The 22,353-nt window shown below is 39.1% G+C and carries 14 protein-coding genes and 2 pseudogenes; 13 read left to right on the forward strand and 3 right to left on the reverse strand.

All coding sequences use genetic code 11. The annotated features are described in order from the left end of the window. Positions 1-5: 5 nt before the first annotated feature. The 4 genes from NMM17_RS03085 to purB all read left to right on the forward strand — a co-directional run bounded on the left by NMM17_RS03085 (position 6) and on the right by purB (position 4,034). A complete protein-coding gene (locus NMM17_RS03085) occupies positions 6-251 on the forward strand; it encodes a phosphoribosylaminoimidazole carboxylase (RefSeq protein ID WP_254753813.1) in 246 nt (81 codons plus the stop codon). Then, positions 248-1,783, forward strand: a complete 1,536-nt coding sequence (locus NMM17_RS03090) for an AAA family ATPase (RefSeq protein WP_254753814.1) — start codon at positions 248-250, stop codon at positions 1,781-1,783. Before NMM17_RS03085 ends, NMM17_RS03090 begins: the two co-directional genes overlap by 4 nt. Continuing rightward, a complete protein-coding gene (locus tag NMM17_RS03095) occupies positions 1,776-2,633 on the forward strand; it encodes an HNH endonuclease (protein ID WP_254753815.1) in 858 nt (285 codons plus the stop codon). The genes NMM17_RS03090 and NMM17_RS03095 overlap by 8 nt, the downstream gene beginning before the upstream one ends. Before the next feature lie 105 nt (positions 2,634-2,738). Further along, positions 2,739-4,034 (forward strand): adenylosuccinate lyase, encoded by a 1,296-nt coding sequence (purB, locus tag NMM17_RS03100; protein ID WP_012972422.1) that lies wholly within the window; start codon positions 2,739-2,741, stop codon positions 4,032-4,034. Between the two features lie 215 nt (positions 4,035-4,249). Here purB and NMM17_RS03105 read toward each other — a convergent pair whose 3' ends face one another. Then, positions 4,250-4,966, reverse strand: a complete 717-nt coding sequence (locus tag NMM17_RS03105) for a GntR family transcriptional regulator (RefSeq protein WP_254753816.1) — start codon at positions 4,964-4,966, stop codon at positions 4,250-4,252. A 319-nt stretch (positions 4,967-5,285) separates the two neighbouring features. Here NMM17_RS03105 and NMM17_RS03110 point away from each other — a divergent pair, with 319 nt between their 5' ends. From NMM17_RS03110 to NMM17_RS03145, 8 genes are all read left to right on the forward strand, one after another. Further along, positions 5,286-7,073 carry a beta-galactosidase family protein gene (locus NMM17_RS03110; RefSeq protein ID WP_000196566.1) on the forward strand — a complete coding sequence of 596 codons (1,788 nt, stop codon included), beginning with the start codon at positions 5,286-5,288 and terminating at the stop codon, positions 7,071-7,073. After that, positions 7,070-7,546 carry a PTS system mannose/fructose/N-acetylgalactosamine-transporter subunit IIB gene (locus NMM17_RS03115; protein WP_000156970.1) on the forward strand — a complete coding sequence of 159 codons (477 nt, stop codon included), beginning with the start codon at positions 7,070-7,072 and terminating at the stop codon, positions 7,544-7,546. The genes NMM17_RS03110 and NMM17_RS03115 overlap by 4 nt, the downstream gene beginning before the upstream one ends. A 26-nt stretch (positions 7,547-7,572) precedes the next feature. Then, positions 7,573-8,478 carry a PTS mannose/fructose/sorbose/N-acetylgalactosamine transporter subunit IIC gene (locus NMM17_RS03120; RefSeq protein ID WP_000617009.1) on the forward strand — a complete coding sequence of 302 codons (906 nt, stop codon included), beginning with the start codon at positions 7,573-7,575 and terminating at the stop codon, positions 8,476-8,478. Further along, positions 8,465-9,280, forward strand: a complete 816-nt coding sequence (locus NMM17_RS03125) for a PTS system mannose/fructose/sorbose family transporter subunit IID (protein ID WP_000185291.1) — start codon at positions 8,465-8,467, stop codon at positions 9,278-9,280. Before NMM17_RS03120 ends, NMM17_RS03125 begins: the two co-directional genes overlap by 14 nt. Positions 9,281-9,285: 5 nt before the next feature. Further along, positions 9,286-9,690, forward strand: coding sequence for a PTS sugar transporter subunit IIA (locus tag NMM17_RS03130; protein ID WP_001129934.1), 405 nt, complete (start codon positions 9,286-9,288; stop codon positions 9,688-9,690). A gap of 251 nt (positions 9,691-9,941) precedes the next feature. Further along, a complete protein-coding gene (locus NMM17_RS03135) occupies positions 9,942-11,108 on the forward strand; it encodes an SIS domain-containing protein (protein ID WP_254753817.1) in 1,167 nt (388 codons plus the stop codon). Positions 11,109-11,423: 315 nt separating this feature from the next. After that, positions 11,424-12,461, forward strand: coding sequence for an aldose epimerase family protein (locus NMM17_RS03140; RefSeq protein ID WP_000649442.1), 1,038 nt, complete (start codon positions 11,424-11,426; stop codon positions 12,459-12,461). 136 nt (positions 12,462-12,597) lie between these two features. Further along, the gene (locus tag NMM17_RS03145; protein ID WP_000724610.1) at positions 12,598-13,794 is read left to right on the forward strand and encodes a CAP domain-containing protein; all 1,197 of its coding nucleotides are present in this window, start codon (positions 12,598-12,600) and stop codon (positions 13,792-13,794) included. A 206-nt stretch (positions 13,795-14,000) separates the two neighbouring features. Here NMM17_RS03145 and NMM17_RS03150 read toward each other — a convergent pair. Then, positions 14,001-15,527, reverse strand: a pseudogene (locus NMM17_RS03150) (IS1182 family transposase). 48 nt (positions 15,528-15,575) lie between these two features. Continuing rightward, positions 15,576-16,240: pseudogene (locus tag NMM17_RS03155) on the reverse strand (transposase); the annotation flags it as partial. Positions 16,241-16,390: 150 nt separating this feature from the next. On the opposite strand from NMM17_RS03155, the gene NMM17_RS03160 reads away from it, so the two are divergent. Continuing rightward, positions 16,391-22,204, forward strand: a complete 5,814-nt coding sequence (locus NMM17_RS03160; protein WP_000659919.1) for a G5 domain-containing protein — start codon at positions 16,391-16,393, stop codon at positions 22,202-22,204. Positions 22,205-22,353 lie beyond the last annotated feature (149 nt).

The raw sequence follows: 22,353 nt of genomic DNA on the forward strand, positions 1-22,353 counted from the left end.
TGTCTATGATTCAAATCATCGTAAATGCATTTATTGAAAAGGATAAGACTGGAGCAGTCGTCGAAGTCTTGTTTGCTAGTAGTGACAACGAAAAGGTGAAGGCCAAATATGAGGAGCTAGTTGTTCAATATCCTGAAAACTATTTAGCAATTTATGATTTACCATTGGATACTGATCTCAATGAATTACCACACTATCCATCTGTGTTTATTGGAAAAGAGGAGTTTGAAGGAAATGAGAAAGAAATATGACTTTTAAATTAGTTGATTCTTATGACGAAATTAAAGCGGGTGATGATGGATATTATCTAATTCATAGTAACTGGGATGACTGGTTTAAATACGAAACCACTTATTCTTTTTATATTAAGGAAAATATGTCTATAATAAACATTGGCTCACTGAAGATAGGCGAGATGACGATGCTAGGAAGGGTTCCACGCTTACCTTCAGAATTTGAAAACTTACCAGATGACTTCTTCTCATTAGTTACAGATGAAAGCTTTTATTATGAAATTGATAGAATAGCTAAGGAACAGAGAGAATATATTTTAACTTCTTTAAGGGATGTTGCATTCAATAAAGCTTTGTATGAAAAAGTAAAGGATACAGATGTTTTTCAGGTTTCTTTAACTAGAGGTATATTAAGTTCAACAATTGAAAATAAATATTTTCGTTTAGCTGAAGGGAATACGAAGCTATCAGACTATGATTTCTCGTTTAGAATGACAGAAAGTTGTTCATTGGATTTTAGAGTGAATCCTCAAAAATTTCCAGCTTCAAATATACATGCAATTATTGGGAGAAACGGAGTTGGGAAATCTTATCTATTAACAGAGATGGTCGACAGTGCAATAAACAAAGATGAGCGATTTTCATTTAATACAGAGTATCAAGATAATTTTTTTTCAAACATAATCTCAGTAAACTTTAGTAATTTTGAAAATAAAAAATTATTTGAAGAGAGTGAAGATAGAAGCAATGGTTATTTATATTATCATTTATCAAATAAAACTGAAGCTAAAAAACCAGAAAAATGTAATTTTTTAAGGGAACAAGATGGAGAAATCATTAACTATGTTCCTGAGGGATGGAATGCGGTATTTATTGAAAGTTTAAGGTTAACATTGAGAAAAAAACCTAAACTTTGGAGAGATTGTATAAACATATTGTATAGCGATCCTATCTTTAGCCAAACAAATGTTCATCTACTTTCTGATACTTTTCAGACTTACTCAGATCTTCGTAAGTTTAATATGGAATCATATAAAATATTTAGTAGTTTAAGTTCAGGGCATAAGATTGTATTACTTACAATTACAAAGTTAGTAGAACTAGCATTTGAAAAGACATTAGTTATTCTAGATGAACCTGAATTACATCTACATCCCCCATTGTTAAGTAGTTTTATAAGGAGTCTATCTCATCTACTTATAAAGAGAAATGGAGTTGCGATTTTGGCTACACACTCGCCAGTAATTCTTCAAGAGGTACAAAAAGATTGTGTTTATAAACTAACGAGAGATGTTAAATCTGATGCGATGGATGCTCATAGACCAGATATTGAGACGTTTGCTCAAGATATTGGTAGTTTAACTTTTGAAGTTTTTAATTTAGAAGCGAAAGAATCAGGATTTAATACGCTTATTAATCAAATTGCGAGAGAGGGGCTTGATTTTGAAGAGTCTTTAAGCAGATTTGATAATAAAATGGGGTCTTTAGGATATAAATTATTATTGTCGAAAATTTTAGAGAGAGAGTTAGGTGATGGACCTGATGCGTAAATTAGAGATTCCATATCTGACACTGGATGATATTTTTTATGACTTAACTCATGGTATTCAAAAGAAGAAATTGATTAATGGTGAGGAAGTAGATTATTTTAATCTATTTGAATTATGTAAAGATAGAATAGTTATATTCGAAGAATTTTATCGTTCTTTAGCATCTACAGGTGAATTGTATTTATTAAAAGAGGAACAATGTATAGTTTCAAGAGATGTGGGCTTTGAAGAGATGAAATATCTTTATGAGGAAAGATTACGTAAAAAGTTCAATGATAGTTTATATACATGGTTAAAAACAAACGATAAAAGAAATTTTCATAAGTGTTCATACTGTGAACAGGGAGACGTTAGTGAGCTAGATCATCTTTTACCCCAATCAAAGTTTCCTATCTTTGCAGTAACACCAATAAATCTAATACCATCTTGCCATGAATGTAATCTTAATAAATTGGATGACGATAGTATGTTGATAAATCCGTATTTTGAAGATACTACTAATGAACACTGGTTGATTTGCAGTATTATCAGCCACTCTGGCATTTGTATAGCTCAATACAGATTAGATTTTTCGAATACTCAATATACTCCAGAAATGAAACAAAGTATTCGAAATATTTATGAAAATGGGAAAAATAGTATTATGAAGCGCTATTCAATCTGGGGAAATAATAAGTTAGCTGATAAAATTACAATATGGAAAGAGATTTTTAGAAATAATGGTTCAAAAGAACTAATAAAAATGTTAAAATCAGAAAACTCATCGAGAAAAACAAGCTCTAAAAATTCTTATGAATCCTCTCTTTATGAAGGAATGATTAAATTTATTGATTTAGGTGGAAGCATTTAAATATGAAATTATTTATAGAAAGGAAGAATAGCCTCGTTTTCGTTTAACTGAATACGGACTTCCTTGAACTGAAACTTTAAACAAAAGAAAGGAAAAATGAACAACATGATCAACCGTTACTCTCGCCCTGAGATGGCGAACATTTGGAGTGAAGAAAACAAATACCGTGCTTGGCTTGAGGTGGAAATCTTGGCTGACGAGGCATGGGCTGAGTTGGGGGAAATCCCTAAGGAAGATGTGGCTTTGATTCGCGAAAAAGCGGACTTTGACATCGACCGTATTTTGGAGATTGAGCAGGAGACGCGTCACGATGTGGTGGCTTTCACACGTGCGGTTTCTGAAACACTTGGTGAAGAGCGTAAGTGGGTTCACTATGGTTTGACTTCTACCGACGTAGTAGATACGGCCTACGGTTACCTCTACAAGCAGGCCAACGACATCATCCGTCGTGACCTTGAAAACTTCACCAACATCATCGCTGATAAGGCTAAGGAGCACAAGTTTACCATCATGATGGGTCGTACCCACGGGGTACACGCTGAGCCGACAACTTTCGGTCTTAAATTGGCAACTTGGTACAGCGAAATGAAGCGCAATATCGAGCGTTTCGAGCATGCGGCTGCTGGTGTGGAAGCTGGTAAGATTTCTGGTGCGGTTGGAAACTTTGCCAATATCCCGCCATTCGTTGAGCAATACGTCTGCGACAAGCTTGGTATCCGTGCTCAAGAAATCTCAACACAGGTTCTTCCTCGTGACCTTCACGCTGAGTACTTTGCAGTTCTTGCCAGCATCGCGACTTCTATTGAGCGCATGGCGACTGAGATTCGCGGTTTGCAAAAGTCTGAACAACGCGAAGTAGAAGAATTCTTTGCTAAAGGGCAAAAAGGTTCATCTGCAATGCCTCACAAACGCAACCCTATCGGTTCTGAGAACATGACAGGCCTTGCGCGTGTTATCCGTGGTCACATGATTACAGCCTATGAAAACGTTGCTCTCTGGCACGAACGTGATATCTCTCACTCATCAGCTGAGCGCATCATCACACCAGATACAACTATCTTGATTGACTACATGCTCAACCGCTTTGGAAATATTGTCAAGAATTTGACAGTCTTCCCAGAAAACATGATTCGCAATATGAACTCTACGTTTGGTCTGATCTTTAGCCAACGTGCTATGTTGACCTTGATTGAAAAAGGCATGACTCGTGAGCAAGCCTATGATTTGGTGCAACCAAAAACAGCCTACTCTTGGGACAATCAAGTAGACTTTAAACCACTTCTTGAGGCAGATCCAGAAGTGACATCACGCCTCACACAAGAAGAAATCGATGAAATCTTCAACCCTCTTTATTACACTAAACGAGTGGATGATATCTTTGAACGTCTTGGTTTAGGATAATTAGAATAAAAATCGAATTTCTATTACTCTATTTATAGGAGTAGTAGAACTTCGATTTTTCTTTTTTATTAAAGCTATTTTTATAAAAAGATTCCCTATATTTTAGTAAAATTTAAACAAATTTAGTCTATCTTAATTAACATATAGAAAATATACTTTTAATGTCATATAATAAACATAGAAAAAGCCCAAGCGCTTAGGCTTAGGCTTTCTTCTTAGTGATCACGGTCACATGAAATGAATTTGATTTTGTAGTAATCCGCTCGTTTATATGTTTCGCTGTAAGCGAGAACTTGACCAGTAGACTCTAGTTTAGTAGTCTTGGTTTGTAAAACGGTTGGGAATTGTTCATCGACTCCGAGGACCGAAGCCGCATGTTCTGGAGTTGGAAATGCTATTTCATTGATTTCTTCAAAATGTTCATCATTCATGTGAATGTGGTAATCCAATTTGAAACGGTTATAGATAGAGCTATAATATTCAAGATTTGGATAATTTGCGTTGATGTATTGTTCTGGAATGTAAGATGTATGGTAGATGTAGACAACACCACCTGTTTCGCGTATGCGTTCAATCTTGTAGTAGAACTGATCTCCGCGTAGTCCAAGTTTTTCTAAGTAGCTTAGTTTGTTTCCACGCTCAATAGAAAGGACGGTAACTTTATCATCTTTAGTTTCAAAAACTTCTACATCTGAAAACTCTACGAGTTTGTGTTTGCGTGCGCGTGAAACGAATGTACCCTTTCCTTGTTGGCGGACAATATAGCCATCCTTGGCAAGGTCGTTTAAGGCGCGAACAACTGTGATAGAACTTACATCATACATTGCAATCAATTCAGCTTCAGTGTAGAATTTATCTCCACTGGCAAATTGACCAGAAATGATTTTGTTCTTTAACTCATCTTTAATATATTGATACTTTGGAATTGCCATATTTTCACCTCGATTTTCCTTCTCCGTTAAAGATTTTACCATAAAACTGGAAAGAATAGTAGCCTTTTGAATAAAAAAATTAGAATAATAGGCTATAAGGTTAATTTACATAGGAATAAATAGAAAAACATACATTTTTATACATGGTACTAAAATGTTGTTATGACTATAGATTACAAGATTTTTATAAATTTTTTGTGTAAAATTTAGTGAAAAATGAAAAAAATTGTGAAAACCTATTGACAAATGCAAGATATTGAGATATATTTACTATATCAACAAATGAAAGCGTAAACTTTAATTGTCAGAAGGTAAGAATATGACACGATTTGAGATACGAGATGATTTTTATCTCGATGGAAAATCATTTAAGATTTTATCTGGCGCCATTCATTATTTTAGGGTTCCTCCAGAAGATTGGTATCATTCGCTCTATAACTTGAAGGCTCTTGGTTTTAATACAGTAGAAACTTATGTAGCTTGGAATTTACATGAGCCTCGTGAGGGTGAGTTTCACTTTGAAGGAGCTCTGGATTTGGAGCGATTTCTTCAGACAGCACAAGATTTGGGTCTCTACGCTATCGTTCGTCCCTCTCCCTTCATCTGTGCGGAGTGGGAATTCGGTGGCTTACCAGCTTGGCTTTTAACCAAAGATATGAGGCTTCGTTCCTCAGATCCTGCTTATATTGATGCTGTCGGTCGCTACTATGACCAGCTCTTGTCACGGTTGGTGCCACATTTGTTGGACAATGGTGGCAATATCCTCATTATGCAGGTTGAAAATGAGTATGGTTCTTATGGAGAAGATAAGGCTTATCTGAGAGCAATTCGACAGTTGATGGAAGAGCGTGGCGTAACCTGTCCCCTCTTTACATCAGATGGTCCATGGCGAGCTACTCTGAAAGCTGGAACTTTGATCGAAGATGACCTCTTTGTAACAGGAAACTTTGGTTCTAAAGCTCCGTACAACTTTTCACAGATGCAGGAATTCTTTGATGAACATGGCAAGAAATGGCCGCTCATGTGTATGGAGTTCTGGGATGGCTGGTTCAATCGTTGGAAAGAACCGATTATCACACGGGATCCCAAAGAATTGGCAGATGCAGTTCGAGAAGTTTTGGAACAAGGCTCTATCAATCTTTACATGTTCCACGGTGGTACAAACTTTGGTTTCATGAATGGTTGCTCAGCTCGAGGGACTTTGGACCTGCCACAAGTTACATCTTATGATTACGATGCCCTTCTGGATGAAGAAGGAAATCCAACTGCCAAATATTTGGCAGTCAAGAAGATGATGGCGACACATTTTCCAGAGTATCCGCAGTTGGAACCACTCTACAAAGAGAGTATGGAGTTGGATGCCATTCCACTAGTAGAAAAAGTTTCCTTGTTTGAAACCTTAGATAGCTTGTCTAGTCCGATAGAAAGCCTCTATCCTAAAAAGATGGAGGAGTTGGGACAAAGCTATGGCTATCTACTCTATCGAACAGAAACAAACTGGGATGCAGAAGAAGAAAGACTTCGTATCATTGACGGTCGAGATAGAGCTCAGCTTTATGTCGATGGTCAGTGGGTCGAAACCCAATATCAGACAGAGATTGGGGAAGATATTTTTTATCAAGGTAAAAAGAAAGCGCTATCTAGGTTAGATATCTTGGTAGAAAATATGGGGCGTGTCAACTATGGACACAAGTTCTTAGCGGATACGCAACGTAAGGGAATTCGGACAGGGGTTTGTAAGGATTTACACTTCTTACTAAACTGGAAACACTATCCACTCCCACTAGACAATCCTGAGAAAATTGATTTTTCAAAAGGATGGGCAGAAGGACAACCAGCCTTTTATGCTTATGATTTTACAATCGAAGCGCCAAAAGATACTTACCTAGACTTGTCTGAGTTTGGTAAGGGAGTTGCCTTTGTCAATGGGCAGAATCTAGGACGTTTTTGGAACGTCGGCCCAACCCTCTCGCTTTATATCCCTCATAGCTATCTTAAGGAAGGTGCCAACCGCATCATTATCTTTGAGACAGAGGGCCAATATAAAGAAGAGATTCATTTAACTCGTAAACCTACACTAAAACACATAAAGGGGGAAAACTTATGACAATTGTAGGATGCCGTATCGATGGACGTTTGATCCACGGACAAGTAGCCAATCTTTGGGCTGGAAAACTAAATGTTTCACGTATTATGGTTGTAGATGACGAAGTTGTCAACAACGACGTTGAAAAGAGTGGTTTGAAACTAGCGACACCACCAGGTGTAAAATTGAGTATTTTGCCAATTGAGAAAGCGGCAGCCAATATTCTTGCTGGAAAATACGATAGCCAACGTCTCTTTATCGTGGCTCGTAAACCAGACCGCTTCCTTGGCTTGGTCGAAGCAGGTGTACCACTGGAAACCCTCAATGTTGGGAATATGTCTCAAACACCAGAAACTCGTGCCATCACACGTTCTATCAACGTAGTGGATAAGGATGTGGAAGATTTCCACAAACTGGCAGAAAAAGGTGTTAAACTTACTGCTCAAATGGTTCCAAATGATCCAATTTCAGACTTTTTGAGCTTATTAAAATAGGAAAAAATTTTTAGGAGGTCATTGTTATGATACAATGGTGGCAAATTTTACTTCTCACTTTGTACTCAGCTTATCAAATCTGTGATGAGTTGACGATCGTTTCATCTGCAGGTTCCCCTGTATTTGCTGGTTTTATTACTGGTTTAATCATGGGAGATGTGACTACTGGTCTACTTATCGGTGGTAACTTGCAACTGTTCGTTCTTGGGGTTGGTACCTTCGGTGGTGCTTCTCGTATCGACGCAACTTCTGGTGCGGTTCTTGCGACAGCCTTCTCTGTTTCACAAGGAATTGATGCATCACTGGCGATTACAACAATCGCTGTGCCAGTAGCAGCTCTCTTGACTTACTTCGACGTTCTTGGACGTATGACAACTACTTTCTTCGCTCACCGTGTGGATGCTGCAATCGAACGCTTTGACTATAAAGGTATTGAACGCAACTACTTGCTTGGTGCGATTCCTTGGGCTCTATCTCGTGCCCTTCCAGTCTTCTTTGCCCTTGCTTTTGGTGGTGCCTTCGTACAATCAGTGGTAGACTTCGTTGAAGCCTACAAATGGGTTGCAGATGGCTTGACACTTGCAGGACGTATGCTTCCAGGTCTTGGATTTGCAATCTTGCTTCGTTACCTTCCAGTTAAACGTAACCTTCACTACCTTGCTATGGGATTTGGTTTGACAGCTATGTTGACTGTTCTTTACTCATATGTAACAGGTCTTGGTGGCGCTGTTGCAGGTATTATCGGTACTCTACCTAAAGATGTTGCTGAAAAAATTGGTTTCGTGAACAACTTCAAAGGATTGTCTATGATTGGTATCTCTATCGTAGGTATCTTCCTAGCAGTGCTTCACTTCAAAAATAGCCAAAAAGTAGCTGTAGCAGCACCTTCTACACCATCAGAAAGTGGGGAAATCGAAGATGACGAATTCTAATTACAAACTTACAAAAGAAGATTTTAATCAAATCAACAAACGTAGCTTGTTTACTTTCCAATTGGGTTGGAACTACGAACGTATGCAAGCTTCTGGTTACCTTTACATGATCTTGCCTCAGTTGCGTAAAATGTATGGGGATGGCACTCCTGAATTGAAAGAAATGATGAAAGTTCATACTCAATTCTTCAATACTTCACCATTCTTCCACACAATCATCGCTGGTTTTGACCTTGCCATGGAAGAAAAAGATGGTGTAGGTTCAAAAGATGCCGTTAACGGTATCAAGACAGGTTTGATGGGACCATTCGCTCCTCTTGGGGATACTATCTTTGGTTCACTTGTACCTGCTATCATGGGATCTATCGCAGCAACTATGGCGATCGCTGGCCAACCATGGGGTATCTTCCTTTGGATCGCAGTTGCAGTAGCTTATGACATCTTCCGTTGGAAACAGTTGGAATTTGCATACAAAGAAGGGGTTAACCTTATCAACAACATGCAAAGTACCTTGACAGCTTTGATTGATGCTGCATCTGTACTTGGTGTCTTCATGATGGGTGCTCTTGTAGCAACAATGATTAACTTTGAAGTTTCTTATAAATTGCCAATCGGTGAAAAAATGATTGACTTCCAAGACATCTTGAACTCAATCTTCCCACGCTTGCTTCCAGCAATCTTTACTGCCTTTATCTTCTGGTTGCTTGGTAAGAAAGGTATGAACTCTACAAAAGCTATCTTGATTATTATCGTACTTGCTTTGGTTCTTTCTGCCCTTGGTCACTTTGCACTTGGAATGTAATTTTTATGGCTAAATCATTAATTTTGGTGAGTCATGGTCGCTTCTGTGAAGAACTTAAAGGTAGCACTGAAATGATCATGGGTCCACAGGACAACATTCATGCAGTGGCTCTTCTTCCAGAAGATGGCCCAGAAGAATTTACTGCAAAATTTGAAGCTGCTATTGAAAGTTTGGATGATTTCCTAGTCTTTGCGGATCTTCTCGGTGGAACACCATGTAACGTGGTGAGTCGCTTGATCATGGAAGGTCGCGACATCGAACTTTACGCAGGGATGAATCTGCCAATGGTGATTGAATTTATCAATGCGAGCCTTACAGGTGCAGATGCGGACTATAAAAATCGTGCTGCAGAAAGCATTGTGAAAGTTAATGACCTGTTAGCAGGCTTTGATGATGACGAAGATGAATAATACTCTTCGAAAATCAAATTCAAACTATGTCAACGTCGCCTTGCCGTATATATGTTACTGACTTCGTCAGTTCTATCTACAACCTCAAAACGGTGTTTTGAGCAGCCTGCGGCTAGTTTCCTAGTTTGCTCTTTGATTTTCATTGAGTATACGATGTGACAACGTGAAAATCGTTAGAGCATTTTATATAGAATATACATGGGAATGGGGCTTACTCCCATTCCCATATTTGATAGAAAAAGAGGAACTAAATGCTACATTATACAAAAGAAGATTTGATCGAATTGGGTGCAGAAATCACTACACGTGAAATCTACCAACAGCCTGATGTATGGAAAGAAGCTTTTGAATCTTATCAAGCAAAGCGTGAAGAAATTGCAGCCTTTCTACAAGGAATTGCTGATAAACATGACTATATCAAGGTTATCTTGACAGGTGCTGGGACTTCTGCTTATGTGGGAGATACCTTGGTACCTTACTTTAAGGAAGTCTATGACGAACGCAAATGGAATTTCAATGCCATTGCGACCACAGATATCGTTGCCAATCCAGAAACTTATTTGAAAAAAGATGTGGCAACTGTCCTAGTATCTTTTGCTCGTAGTGGTAACTCGCCTGAAAGTGTGGCGACTGTTGATTTGGCCAAATCCTTGGTGGATGAGCTTTATCAAGTGACGATTACTTGTGCAGCGGATGGTGAGTTGGCTCTTCAAGCCCATGGCGATGACCGCAATCTTTTGCTTTTGCAACCAGCAGCCTCTAATGATGCTGGCTTTGCCATGACTTCAAGCTTTACGTCTATGATGTTGACAGCTCTCTTGGTCTTTGATCCTACAGAATTTGCTGTGAAAGCTGAACGTTTTGAAGTTGTATCTAGTCTTGCCCGTAAAGTTCTAGACAATGCAGAAGATGTCAAAGAGCTTGTTGACCTAGACTTTAACCGTGTTATCTACCTTGGCGCAGGTCCTTTCTTCGGTCTTGCTCATGAAGCTCAGCTCAAGATTTTGGAATTAACAGCTGGTCAAGTTGCGACCATGTATGAAAGCCCAGTTGGCTTCCGTCACGGTCCAAAATCTCTTATCAACGAAGATACGGTTGTTTTGGTCTTTGGTACAACGACAGACTACACTCGTAAGTACGACTTGGACTTGGTTCGTGAAGTTGCTGGTGACCAGATTGCTCGTCGTGTTGTGCTTTTGAGTGATCAAGCCTTTGGTCTTGAAAATGTTAAAGAAGTGGCCCTTGGTTGTGGCGGTGTCTTAAATGATATTTACCGTGTCTTCCCTTACATCGTTTATGCCCAACTCTTTGCCCTATTGACTTCACTCAAGGTAGAAAATAAACCAGATACACCGTCTCCTACAGGTACAGTAAACCGTGTGGTACAAGGCGTGATCATCCACGAATATCAAAAGTAATACTCTTCGAAAATCAAATTCAAACCATGTCAGCTTCGCCTTGCCGTAGGTATATGTTACTGACTTCGTCAGTCTTATCCGGCAACCTCAAAACAGTGTTTTGAGCTGACTTCGTCAGTTATATCTACAATCTCAAAGCAATGCTTTGAGCAGCCTGCGGCTAGCTTCCTAGTTTGCTCTTTGATTTTCATTGAGTATAAGGTAGTGTTTATGAATTCTTGACAAGAGGATTTGTAAATTATCAGATAAACCATAGATTGTCAGTAGGCTTTCTATGGTTTGTTTGCTTGAGAGAAATAGTAAAAGGAGAAGAGAATGAAAGCATACACAGAGCGTGTATTTGGAAATGTTGGGGGCAAGGATGTCTTGGCCTATCGTTTTGAGACGGACGGTGGCTACCAGCTTGAGGTTATGACTTATGGTGCGACCATTTTGCGTTATGTCACACCTGACAAGGCTGGAAATTTTGCCAATGTTATTTTGGGATTTGATGACTTTGATAGCTATGTAGGCAATAGTCCTAAACATGGAGCTAGTGTGGGTCCTGTGGCAGGCCGTATTGCAGGTGCGACTTTTGAGCTTAATGGCAAGACTTATGATCTTGAAGTCAACAATGCTAGCAACTGTAACCACAGTGGTTCAACTGGTTGGGATTCGAGCTTGTTTGAACCAGTTGAAGTGAGCGACCATGGCCTGACCCTCTACACAGAGCGTACAGATGGGACAGGAGGATTCCCTGGTAGCCTCAAGATTTGGATCAGTTATTACTTAGAAGAAACTGGTGCCTATGAAATCAGCTACAAGGTAACGACCGATCAGGATACGCTGGTCAATCCAACCAACCACAGCTATTTCAACTTGTCTGGTGATTTCACACAGACAATTGACCGCCATGTCTTCCAGCTAAATACTGAGGGCATTTATCCAATCGCTCCTGATGGTGTTCCAGCTAAAACCCCAGATGATAACCGTGATGTGGTCAAACACATCTACAATGGAGCTTTGTTGAAGGATATCTTTGCAGAGGAAGATGAGCAAATTCAGCTAGTGTCTGGTTTAGACCACCCTTTTGCCCTTCCTGCAGGTCATGACAATGCTGGTTTCCTTTATGACCAAAACTCAGGTCGATTCCTGCTTTTCAAGACAGAGGCACCTTGCTTTGTGGTCTACACAGCAAACTTTGTGGATGAAAGTGTCATCATAGGAGGTCAGCCAATGGTACAGCACAATGGGATTGCTCTTGAAGCTCAAGCTTTACCAGATGCCATTCACAGTGACCTTAAAGACCAAGTCATTCTCAAAGCCGGTCAAACCTTCACAAGTAAAATACGTTATGAACTTGTTGTGAAATAAAGGATGAAGATTCTACTTTTAGGGGTGAGTTTTATTTGCCTCATGATATTAGTAGAAATGGGCAAATAGTAGGGGAATATGATATAATCTAATAGTGGAAATACCTGTCCTATCTAGAGGATAAAAGGAGAAAAAGATGAAGAAAATTGTATTTGCTAGCGCCTTGGCTTTGACTTTGGCTGGAGCAGTTTTGACAAATGATGTTTTTGCGAATGACAGATTGGTGGCAACACAATCTGCTGATGGTAAAAAAGAAAATGTCTTGAGTTCAGAAGTGCTTAACCCTGCTAGTGGCAATGTTTTGGTTGGATTAAAAGGAGAATTTTTGACTCCAAACCAACAAGCTATCTTAGATGCCGTCAACGCTATCCGTAAAGAGGCAGCTGACGAAGGTTTGGTAGATAAGTATGTCCCTATCAAATGGTCGACTGACCTAGAAAAGGCAGCTTTTGCCAGAGCTGCAGAAGCTTCTGTAACCATGGACCATACTCGTCTTTCTGGTAAAGAAATTTGGAGTGCTTTCCCATCTGGAAACAGTGTACTTGGAGAAAACTTGGGTTGGAACCATGATGGTTTCCTAAAAGCTCTTGAACAATGGCGTGCTGAAAAAGCAGACTACGTGAAGAAAAAATCAGGTGGTTCAACAAATGGTGGATCTGGTCATTATCAAACTTTGATTAGCCCTAAATTTACACATATGGGGATGGCTGCCTTTAAAAATCCAAATAACCCATATAATGCTGTAACGATTGCTCAGACTTTTGGTGATGCTGCCACTTCAGAAGAATTGGTAGGCAGTTACGGTCCTGCTATTCAATATGCAGAAGTGACTTCATCTAATTTGTCAACAGTTAAAAATAAAGCAGTCGTAGTTGAAAAAGCGCTGAAAGAATTTAGAACTTCTAGTTCAGACCAATCTGGTTGGGTGAAAACAGATGGAAAATGGTATTTCTATGAGTCTGGTGATCTGAAAACAGGCTGGGTGAAAACAGGTGGTAAATGGTACTACTTGGATGACCTAGGTGTCATGCAGACTGGATTTGTAAAAGTAGATGGTAGCTGGTATTACTTGAGTAGCTCAGGTGCTATGTTTACAGGTTGGGGTACAGACGGAAATAGATGGTTCTACTTTGATGGCTCAGGAGCTATGAAGACAGGCTGGCTCAAAGAAAATGGAGTCTGGTACTACCTTGATGAATCTGGTATTATGAAGACAGGTTGGTTTAAAGTTGGCCAATACTGGTACTATGCATATGGCTCTGGAGCTTTGGCAGTCAGCACAACAACACCAGACGGTTATAAAGTAAATGGAAATGGTGAATGGGTAAACTAGAAGCAAAAGGGTTGCTTTCACAACTTTAGATAACTTATATTTGTTACTATAATTTTAAAGATGGAGAGGAGAAATACTGCTTCTCTTCATTTTTATGGCTCTTTGTCAACTGTAGTGGGTTGAGAAAAGCTAAGATCTGAGTCTGAGACAAAATAGTTCTCAGCCACAAAAAAGCTAGAGATTTCCAATTGCGGAACTCTAGCTTTTTAATTTTGAGTCGTTCTCTTATTGTATTTTAGGAGGTTATCGGTCATAAGTACCAATCCCATGTCAATTCTCATTTGACGCTTCCCTCTCAGATTACATCTCTTGTAACCCAAACAAGCCTTTATCTGCCCAAAGACAGGTTCCACATCAATCTTGCGTTGAGCGAAAATCTGTCTACCTTGGGGAGATAAAAGTGCCTGGCATTCTTTCGTTTTTAAGTGCTGATAGCGTTCGTTCATATACAGTCCCTTTTGAGGGGCTGATTCAGGTTCATCAGCGTAGTAAACCTCGATTTCCTGTTGAAAGTCCGTCTGTGTTTTCTGATGTTTGATATAGTGAAAACGATAGTACCACTCTTCAGGATGTGTATAGCTATCCTCCTTGTCATTATAATGCCAATTCGCTAAGTTTCTAGCTGACTGTTTATACCCTCTCTTCTGTTCCTTATCAAACATGGCATATTTAATCAGATGGTTTACCTGCTTTTCATCTAAACGAAGGAGGTTCTCTTCACTTCCATATCCAGCATCTGCGACAACTGTCTGTACGTCATGTGGATAGGTTTCAAGGAATGGCAGAAGAGTCTTGGTGTCTGTCGGATTTGAGAAGACATCATAGTGAAGAACAAATTGGTTTTCAGTAGCGATTTGAAGATTATAAGCAGCCTTGAGTTAACCATTTTTCATATGATCTTCCTTCATCCGCATAAAAGTGGCATCTGGATCGGTTTTGGAAAAACTGTTATGCCCTTCAAATGTCTCCTGATAGTTCTCATATTTTTCAGCACGTACTGAAAAATCCTCCTTGACTTGACGCAAGACTTTCTTGAGTTTACGACGTTGGGTTTTACGTTCATCCTTTCCTGTAACGGGTGTCTCCTCAATGTCCTAGTTCAATTTTTTCAATTCTTCTTCAAGGACTTGAGCGAATTCAAGCAACTACTCTGAGGAGATAGGCTCTTGTGTATCCAGTTCGATAGCTTGATGGATAAGAGGAGTGATTTCTTCTTGAAAATAGATCTGTAGCTGTTCTTGAAGTTTGACGGAAAACTTGTCCGTTGCTTTTTTCCACACGAAACTATACTTGTTGGCATTGGCTTCAATCTTAGTCCCGTCAATAAACAGACAATCTAAAGTCACTAACTCTTCCATTTTTAAACGAAGATTGATGTCAATGAAAAGATTACGAATGAGTTCTTCCATCCCTTCAGCGACACGAAACCGATTGATGGTGCCGTAGCTGACAACCAACTGTCCTGTTAGGTACTGCATAGCCAGATTTTCAACCAGCATTTTTTAAATTTTTCGTCCAGAGAAAATCCCTTGTGAATAGGCAAATAGCAGAGTAGCTAAAAGCATCTTAGGATGATAAGATGGGCGACCAAATTCATGATAGAAGTCATGAAAGTGATGATCCTCCAAGCTATTCACCACCTTTTCAATAGTAAAAACGAGATGGTCTTGTGGCAAGAAAGAACTAATTTCTAGTGGTAAAGTTGTTTGATTTGTGTTATAGTGAATATGCATGGGATAGCCTTTCTAAATGGTTTATTGGGCAATTTTATTTTACCAAGACTATCGCAGCCATGCAAAAAAAGCAACGGATTTGCCGTTGCTTTTTTTGCAAGCTAAGGGATTTTTGTCCCAGACTCTTTCTTTTTTGATGTTCAACGCGATAAAAATCCTTTTTTTGAAGTTTTCAAAGTTTCGAAAACCAAAGGCATTGCGCTTGATGAGTTTGATGAGATTATTAGTGGCTTCCAATTTGGCGTTGGAATAGGGTAACTGAAGGGCATTGACGATTTTCTCTTTGTCCTTTAGAAAGGTTTTAAAGACAGTCTGAAAAAGAGGATGAATCTGCTTTAGATTGTCCTCAATGAGTCTGAAAAATTTTTCTGGTTCCTTATTCTGAAAGTGAAAAAGCAAGAGCTGATAGAGATTATAGTGGTCTTTCAAGTCTTCTGAATAGCTCAAAAGCTTGTCTAGGATTTCTTTATTGGTTAAGTGCATACGAAAAGTAGGGCGATAAAATCTCTTATCACTGAGTTTACGGCTATCCTGTTGGATAAGTTTCCAGTAACGCTTGATAGCCTTGTATTCATGGGATTTTCGATGAAACTGATTCATGATTTGGACACGAACGCGACTCATAGCATGGCTAAGATGTTGGAGTAAAACAGTCCAGTGAACTGTTTTAGCCTGAGCCTAGAAATTAGAAAGCGAAGCTGTTTAGCCAAGTCAAATAGATTGCAAGATGTTCACTTAATCAGAAGAACAACTTTCTTGCACTTGACTTGATAATTGGGGTATAATTAAATTTATAGGATTTTGATAGACAAAATTTCAGTCTTCAAAAATAGTATCCTTTGATTGTTAGAAATTGGTTTAATATGAAAGAAAAAATAATAAAATCATCAAATCAGCGACAACTATTCTCTTTTCGTAAGTATAAAGTTGGACTTTGTTCTGTTTTATTAGGTACAGCGTTGGTTTTTGGAGCTTCAGTGTCTAGCCCTGTTAGTGCAGCTGAACTTGAGAAAAAACCTTCTGTTACAGAAGGAACTGATGTTACAGGAAGCAGTACGGTGTCTAGTCCTAATGATGCTTCCAACAAAATATCTAATCATACAAATACAGTAGAAGATGCTCCAGTAGTCAATGTAACAGCTAGTGCTGATGAGATGAAAAAAGAAGACGATTACTACGCTCGTGAGATATTCAAGGGTTCAGAAGTGGTATCGGTAGATGACGTGGAGACAAATAATAAGGTAGATAAGAGTATTGATCTTAGTTCAGATCTACCAAAAGTCAAGAATTTAACCAATGCTACAGTTCATGTTGAGTTTAAAGCAACAGAAACGGTACCGAATTTATATAGTGTATTTTCTACCTCTAGTACTTCAAGTCGAAATGAGTATTTCCTTTTAGGAGTAAGTGGAAACAAGCCTGTTGTAGAGGCTAGAACAGGAAAAGAGGGGAGCTATCAGTACGATCGTTTTGAAGATGGAAAGGAAAGTATTCGTCCTAATGAGTGGAATTCGTTAACCTTTACTATTTCTCGACCTAATGTTAATGTAGATGCCGGTGAGGCGAAACTTTATGTTAATGGTAGGTTATCAAAATCTTCTGCTAAATCGGGTCTTTTTTTGACAGCTATGCAAAACTTGACCAATATGCAGTTAGGAGCTATGCAACGTGGAAATGGTAAAGTTTGGGGGACTAATCTAGATATCCGTAATCTAACGATTTATGATTATGCCTTCAGTGACACAGAGGTAGGACAACGAAGTACTATTTTTCTTCGAGATCCTGAGGGAAACAAGGCTCTTGGTCCAGCTGAATTAACAGATAATAAGGCTGTTTTTCAGTCTGGATTGAATGGTCAGAAAAATAGTGATGGGATTTATTCTTATCGTATACCATCTTTGCTGAAAACGAATGATGGTACAATAATTGCAGGGGCAGATGAACGTCGTTTGCATTATTCTGACTGGGGTGATATTGGAATGGTTGTTCGTCGAAGTGAGGATGGAGGCAAAACTTGGGGTGAACGAATTAATATTTTAAATATTCGTGATAATCCAAGAGCTAGAAATGCTAATATTGGTTCTCCTACTTCTATTGATATGGTTTTAGTACAAGATTCCAAGACAAAGAAAATTTATTCTATCTACGATGTCTTTCCAGAAGGACAAGGAATTTTGGGTATGAGTGTTACTCGTGAAGAGTCTTATACAGTTGTCAATGGTCGAACATATCAGATAGTATATAAGGGTAATGAGAAATATACTATTCGGGAAGATGATTATATTTATGATAGTAATAATCAAAAGACATCTTATCATGTAATCACTAAATCGACTCAGTCTGAAAATAAGTACAGTGATACAGGTGATTTGTATAATGGTAGTAAGTTAGTGGGAAATATATATTTTACCCCAACAACTGACTCGCCTTTTCGTGTAGCCAAGGATAATTTTATATGGATTTCAGAGAGCAATGATGACGGAAAAACTTGGTCAGCACCAAGGGACATTACACCCCAGATAAAGAAAGATTGGATGAAATTTTTGGGTACGGGTCCAGGTTCAGGTATTGCATTGAAGCATGGTCAATATGCAGGGCGTTTAGTAGTACCTATGTATTCAACTAATTATGTATCTCATCTCAATGGTTCTCAGTCTTCTCGTGTAATTTATTCTGATGATCATGGTTTGACTTGGCATATGGGAGCTTCTCCTAATGATGGTCGTATCTTCAGAGGGGAAACTTTGAATTCTAATACTATGAGAAACACAGCAGCAGAATTGACTGAGGCTACTGTTATCGAGTTAAACGATGGAACACTCAAGATGTTTATGCGTAATCGAAGTGGTCATGTTCAATTTTCTACTAGTAAAGATGGTGGTGCTACTTGGGGTGCTGTTGAAACAATTAGTGATATTCCAGATGTTTATGTACAACTTTCAGCAGTTCACACTGTGCAAAATGGTCGGGAGTACATTGTATTAGTAAATGCTAATGGACGTGGTCGTGAAAATGGTTATGCTCGACTTGCAGAAGTTCAATCAGATGGTAGTTTGAAATGGATCAGACATAATTTGGTCCAAGCTGGTAAGTTTGCTTATAATTCTGTTCAAAATCTAGGTAATGGTGAGTTTGGTCTTGTCTATGAGCACAGTGAAGATGGTGAAAATGACTATACTCTTTCCTTTAGAAAGTTTAACTGGGATTTCTTAAATCCAACGGTTCGGGCAGTTTCTGCTCAAGTGACGACAGATGATAAATTAGTTTCTATACGTTATGATGGTGAGGTACTTGCTCGAAAAGGCCTGGTTTTAACATTATCCAATGGTAGAAAACTGCCTTTTGTTACTCAGTATGATAATCGTACCCTTCTTTTCCAATGGCAACCAGAGGATGAGGGGGCGACTGTAACAGGTATTCAAACAGGGACTTTGGATAGCGTGACAGATATTCCACTGGATACTACCAATGTTCGTCTGCCAATCCGTACTCGCACTGTTGAACCAACGGATCCAAAAGTGGCAGATTCTCTCCTTTATCCTGATATCAACAATGACTTAAGGTGGCCAGCTGGTTTGAGCTACGATGATTTGAATAGAACTGTAACCCGAACTATACATTATGTTGCTGATGACGGAAAAGTTTTCCCAGATACAGTACAGACAGTCGCTTATAGTCGTAATGCTATTGTTGATCTGGTTAAAGGTACGGTTACTTATGGTTCTTGGGTCTTGGCTAAGTCAGAGTTTGACAGTCTTGTTGTTCCTATACAGGCTGGATATTTGGCTGATAGATCTTTGATTACTAACCAAAATATCGAAAAAGATGTTCAGACTTTGGTACCAATTTCGGTGACAACTAGTGTCCGTTATAAGAAATTAGGTTCTTGGATTGTTCAAACTCCAAATTCTGAAATGAATAGGATATCTTATCCCAATAGCTATTTAGATGCGAGTGTTATCGGCAATCATAGTACGGTTACTATTCCTTATATAGCGGGTTACCGTGCGATTGGGAAAGATGGGAATTATTTGACCTTGAAAAATACGGATCGTCCAGCAGAAGGATATCTAGCACCACGCCCTGATGATGCCACCCAAGATAGCATCATTCGTTATGATAAAGATAATCAAAGTGCTCAGATTCGTTTTGTGAATCAATCTAATAAAGCGGTCTTATCAACTGTTTCTTTAACTGGAAAAACAGGTGAAGTGATTGATAGTAAGTCTGTAGAAAGGGAAATTTTATCTTTCTTGAACAAAGGTTATCGGATTGTTACAGATGAATTTCATCAGATACTAACTCCTGTTTATGGTGACAACAGTCGTGTGGTTACTCAATTTACTATTGTGCTTACACCAAGGGTGGAGAAGATTGATGCTAGTCAGTATAAAGAAAAAGATTCATTGGTAGATAGCCAGTTGAAGCTTACTTGGCCAGCTGGTTTGACAGAAAAAGACTTACAGAAGTCGGTTAGTCGTACGACTCGTTTCTTGAATACACAAGGCGAGGAAATTGCGCCTGCTCACGAAGCTGTTCTTAATTATAGAAGAACAGCAACTGTTAATCTTGTAACCAAAGCTGTTCTTTATACGGGTTGGATTGCTGAACAAAATAAATTTCCAGCAGTTTCAGCTCCAGTTGTGAGTGGTTACCTAGCAAATGAATTGGGGAAACCAGAATTATCAAGTACTCCAAATATCCCAGCAAGAGTGGATGCTATTCATTATCGCAAACTTGGACAATGGGTACTAAAATTACCGTCAGAGACAATAAAAATAACTTATCCTAACGACCGTAGTAATGCAGGACGTGTTGGAACAGATCAGTCAACGGCTCCAGTTGTGACAGGTTATCAAGCTAAATATCAAGGTAAAAACCTAGTTTTAGCACAGGATGGAAGAAGTTATATTCTTTCCCTTCCAGAAGATGTTACACGTGATATGATAATTGACTACACTCGTATTCCAGCTGTAGAAGGGAAAGAAGAAGTTCGTGAAACGGTATCAATTCCTTACGAACGCTTGACTGAGGTTAGCTCTGATCTCTATACAGATCAAACTCAGCTGAAACAGTCAGGTCGTGTAGGTTCTAAGACTGTTGTGAAGCTATACCAAACATTAGATGGTGTGAAAACAGACAAGATCCTCTCTGTCCGTGAGGAAAATGTAGTGGATTCTCAACCCGAGATTATCCTAGTTGGTACTAAGCCTATTAAGAGTCGAGAAAACGTTGTTAGCACAGAAGAAATCGCACCAGTACTTGTGTACCGAGAAGACCCTTCACTCCTGAAAGGCCAAAGTCAGACTGTTCAAGGTCGTGCAGGTCAGCGTAAGATTATTACTATCTATGAAACAGACCACGGTATACGTACTGGAATTATCCTTTCTCAAACCAGTGAAATTGTGCAAGAAGCAACCCCAACAATCATCTATCAGGGGGCGAAGGTTATCGGTCGTACTCTGCCAGAAGATGGTCCTCTATCTCCAATAGTTGAAAAACCAAGTGTGGAAATCCGCATAGAGGAAACTGACTTTACTACTGAATATAGGGATAGTGCTAACTTACCAAAAGGTCAAACGAAGGTCTTGATTGCAGGAGAAAAAGGTCAGCGTACTATCCTGACAGAAATTAGTAGTGACAATGGTGTAGAAACACGTAGTGAGCTATCTAATACTATTACCAAGGAACCGATCCATCAAGTTGTCTTAATAGGGACCAAAGCTGTAGAAGGGGAAGAAGAAGTTCGTGAAGCGGTATCAATTCCTTACGAACGCTTGACTGAGGTTAGCTCTGATCTCTATACAGATCAAACTCAGCTGAAACAGTCAGGTCGTGCAGGCTCTAAGAGTGTTGTGAAGCTATACCAAACACTGGATGGAGTAAAAACAGAAAAGGTTCTCTCCGTCCGTGAGGAAAATATAGTTGCCTCTCAACCCGAGATTATCCTAGTTGGTACTAAGCCTATTAAGAGTCGAGAAAGCGTTGTTAGCATAGAAGAAATCGCACCAGTGCTTGTGTACCGTGAGGACACTTCGCTTCTGAAAGGTCAAAGTCAGACCGTTCAAGGTCGTGCAGGTCAGCGTAAGATTGTAACGATCTATGAAACAGACCATGGAATACGTACTGGAATGATCCTCTCTCAAACAAGTGAGATTGTGCAAGAAGCAACCCCAACAATCATCTATCAGGGGGCGAAGGTTATCGGTCGTACTCTGCCAGAAGATGGTCCTCTATCTCCAATAGTTGAAAAACCAAGTGTGGAAATCCGCATAGAGGAAACTGACTTTACTACTGAATATAGGGATAGTACTAACTTACCAAAAGGTCAAACCAAGGTCTTGATTGCAGGAGAAAAAGGTCAGCGTACTATGCTGACAGAAATTAGTAGTGACAATGGTGTAGAAACACGTCGTGAGCTATCTAACACTATTACCAAGGAACCGATCCATCAAGTTGTCTTAATAGGGACCAAAGCTGTAGAAGGAGAAGAAGACAAGAAAACACCTCTAATTCCTTCGAATGAGAATGTGATTCTTAGTTCTGATAGAAAATTAGCGAATTCTGCTAAGGAGTTACCAAGGACGTCGAATACTGATGATAAAAACTTATTTGTGCTTGGGTCAATCGGACTTCTCTTGGGTTTGGGATTGAGTGTTAGAAAAAGAAAAAATTGAGCATGAAATTTCCAATTTGATAGTAACGAGAGATTTTCATAGAGATGATAGAGGATAATTTTAGCATTAAGAAAAGTTGTTTTAATTATTGCTATGGGAGCACCATATATATTTATAGCAATAACTTTGCTAGTCTTGTTAAATAAACA

The sequence above is a fragment of the Streptococcus sp. CF7_Ac1-12 genome (genome assembly GCF_024295905.1).
GTDB lineage: Bacteria > Bacillota > Bacilli > Lactobacillales > Streptococcaceae > Streptococcus > Streptococcus mitis_AP.

Bases quoted from the DNA above. Each gene is read 5' to 3' on its own strand.
- NMM17_RS03085 (WP_254753813.1), top strand. From the start codon at position 6: ATGATTCAAATCATCGTAAATGCATTTATTGAAAAGGATAAGACTGGA.
- NMM17_RS03090 (WP_254753814.1), top strand. From the start codon at position 248: ATGACTTTTAAATTAGTTGATTCTTATGACGAAATTAAAGCGGGTGAT.
- NMM17_RS03095 (WP_254753815.1), top strand. From the start codon at position 1,776: ATGCGTAAATTAGAGATTCCATATCTGACACTGGATGATATTTTTTAT.
- purB (WP_012972422.1), top strand. From the start codon at position 2,739: ATGATCAACCGTTACTCTCGCCCTGAGATGGCGAACATTTGGAGTGAA.
- NMM17_RS03105 (WP_254753816.1), bottom strand. From the start codon at position 4,966: ATGGCAATTCCAAAGTATCAATATATTAAAGATGAGTTAAAGAACAAA.
- NMM17_RS03110 (WP_000196566.1), top strand. From the start codon at position 5,286: ATGACACGATTTGAGATACGAGATGATTTTTATCTCGATGGAAAATCA.
- NMM17_RS03115 (WP_000156970.1), top strand. From the start codon at position 7,070: ATGACAATTGTAGGATGCCGTATCGATGGACGTTTGATCCACGGACAA.
- NMM17_RS03120 (WP_000617009.1), top strand. From the start codon at position 7,573: ATGATACAATGGTGGCAAATTTTACTTCTCACTTTGTACTCAGCTTAT.
- NMM17_RS03125 (WP_000185291.1), top strand. From the start codon at position 8,465: ATGACGAATTCTAATTACAAACTTACAAAAGAAGATTTTAATCAAATC.
- NMM17_RS03130 (WP_001129934.1), top strand. From the start codon at position 9,286: ATGGCTAAATCATTAATTTTGGTGAGTCATGGTCGCTTCTGTGAAGAA.
- NMM17_RS03135 (WP_254753817.1), top strand. From the start codon at position 9,942: ATGCTACATTATACAAAAGAAGATTTGATCGAATTGGGTGCAGAAATC.
- NMM17_RS03140 (WP_000649442.1), top strand. From the start codon at position 11,424: ATGAAAGCATACACAGAGCGTGTATTTGGAAATGTTGGGGGCAAGGAT.
- NMM17_RS03145 (WP_000724610.1), top strand. From the start codon at position 12,598: ATGAAGAAAATTGTATTTGCTAGCGCCTTGGCTTTGACTTTGGCTGGA.
- NMM17_RS03160 (WP_000659919.1), top strand. From the start codon at position 16,391: ATGAAAGAAAAAATAATAAAATCATCAAATCAGCGACAACTATTCTCT.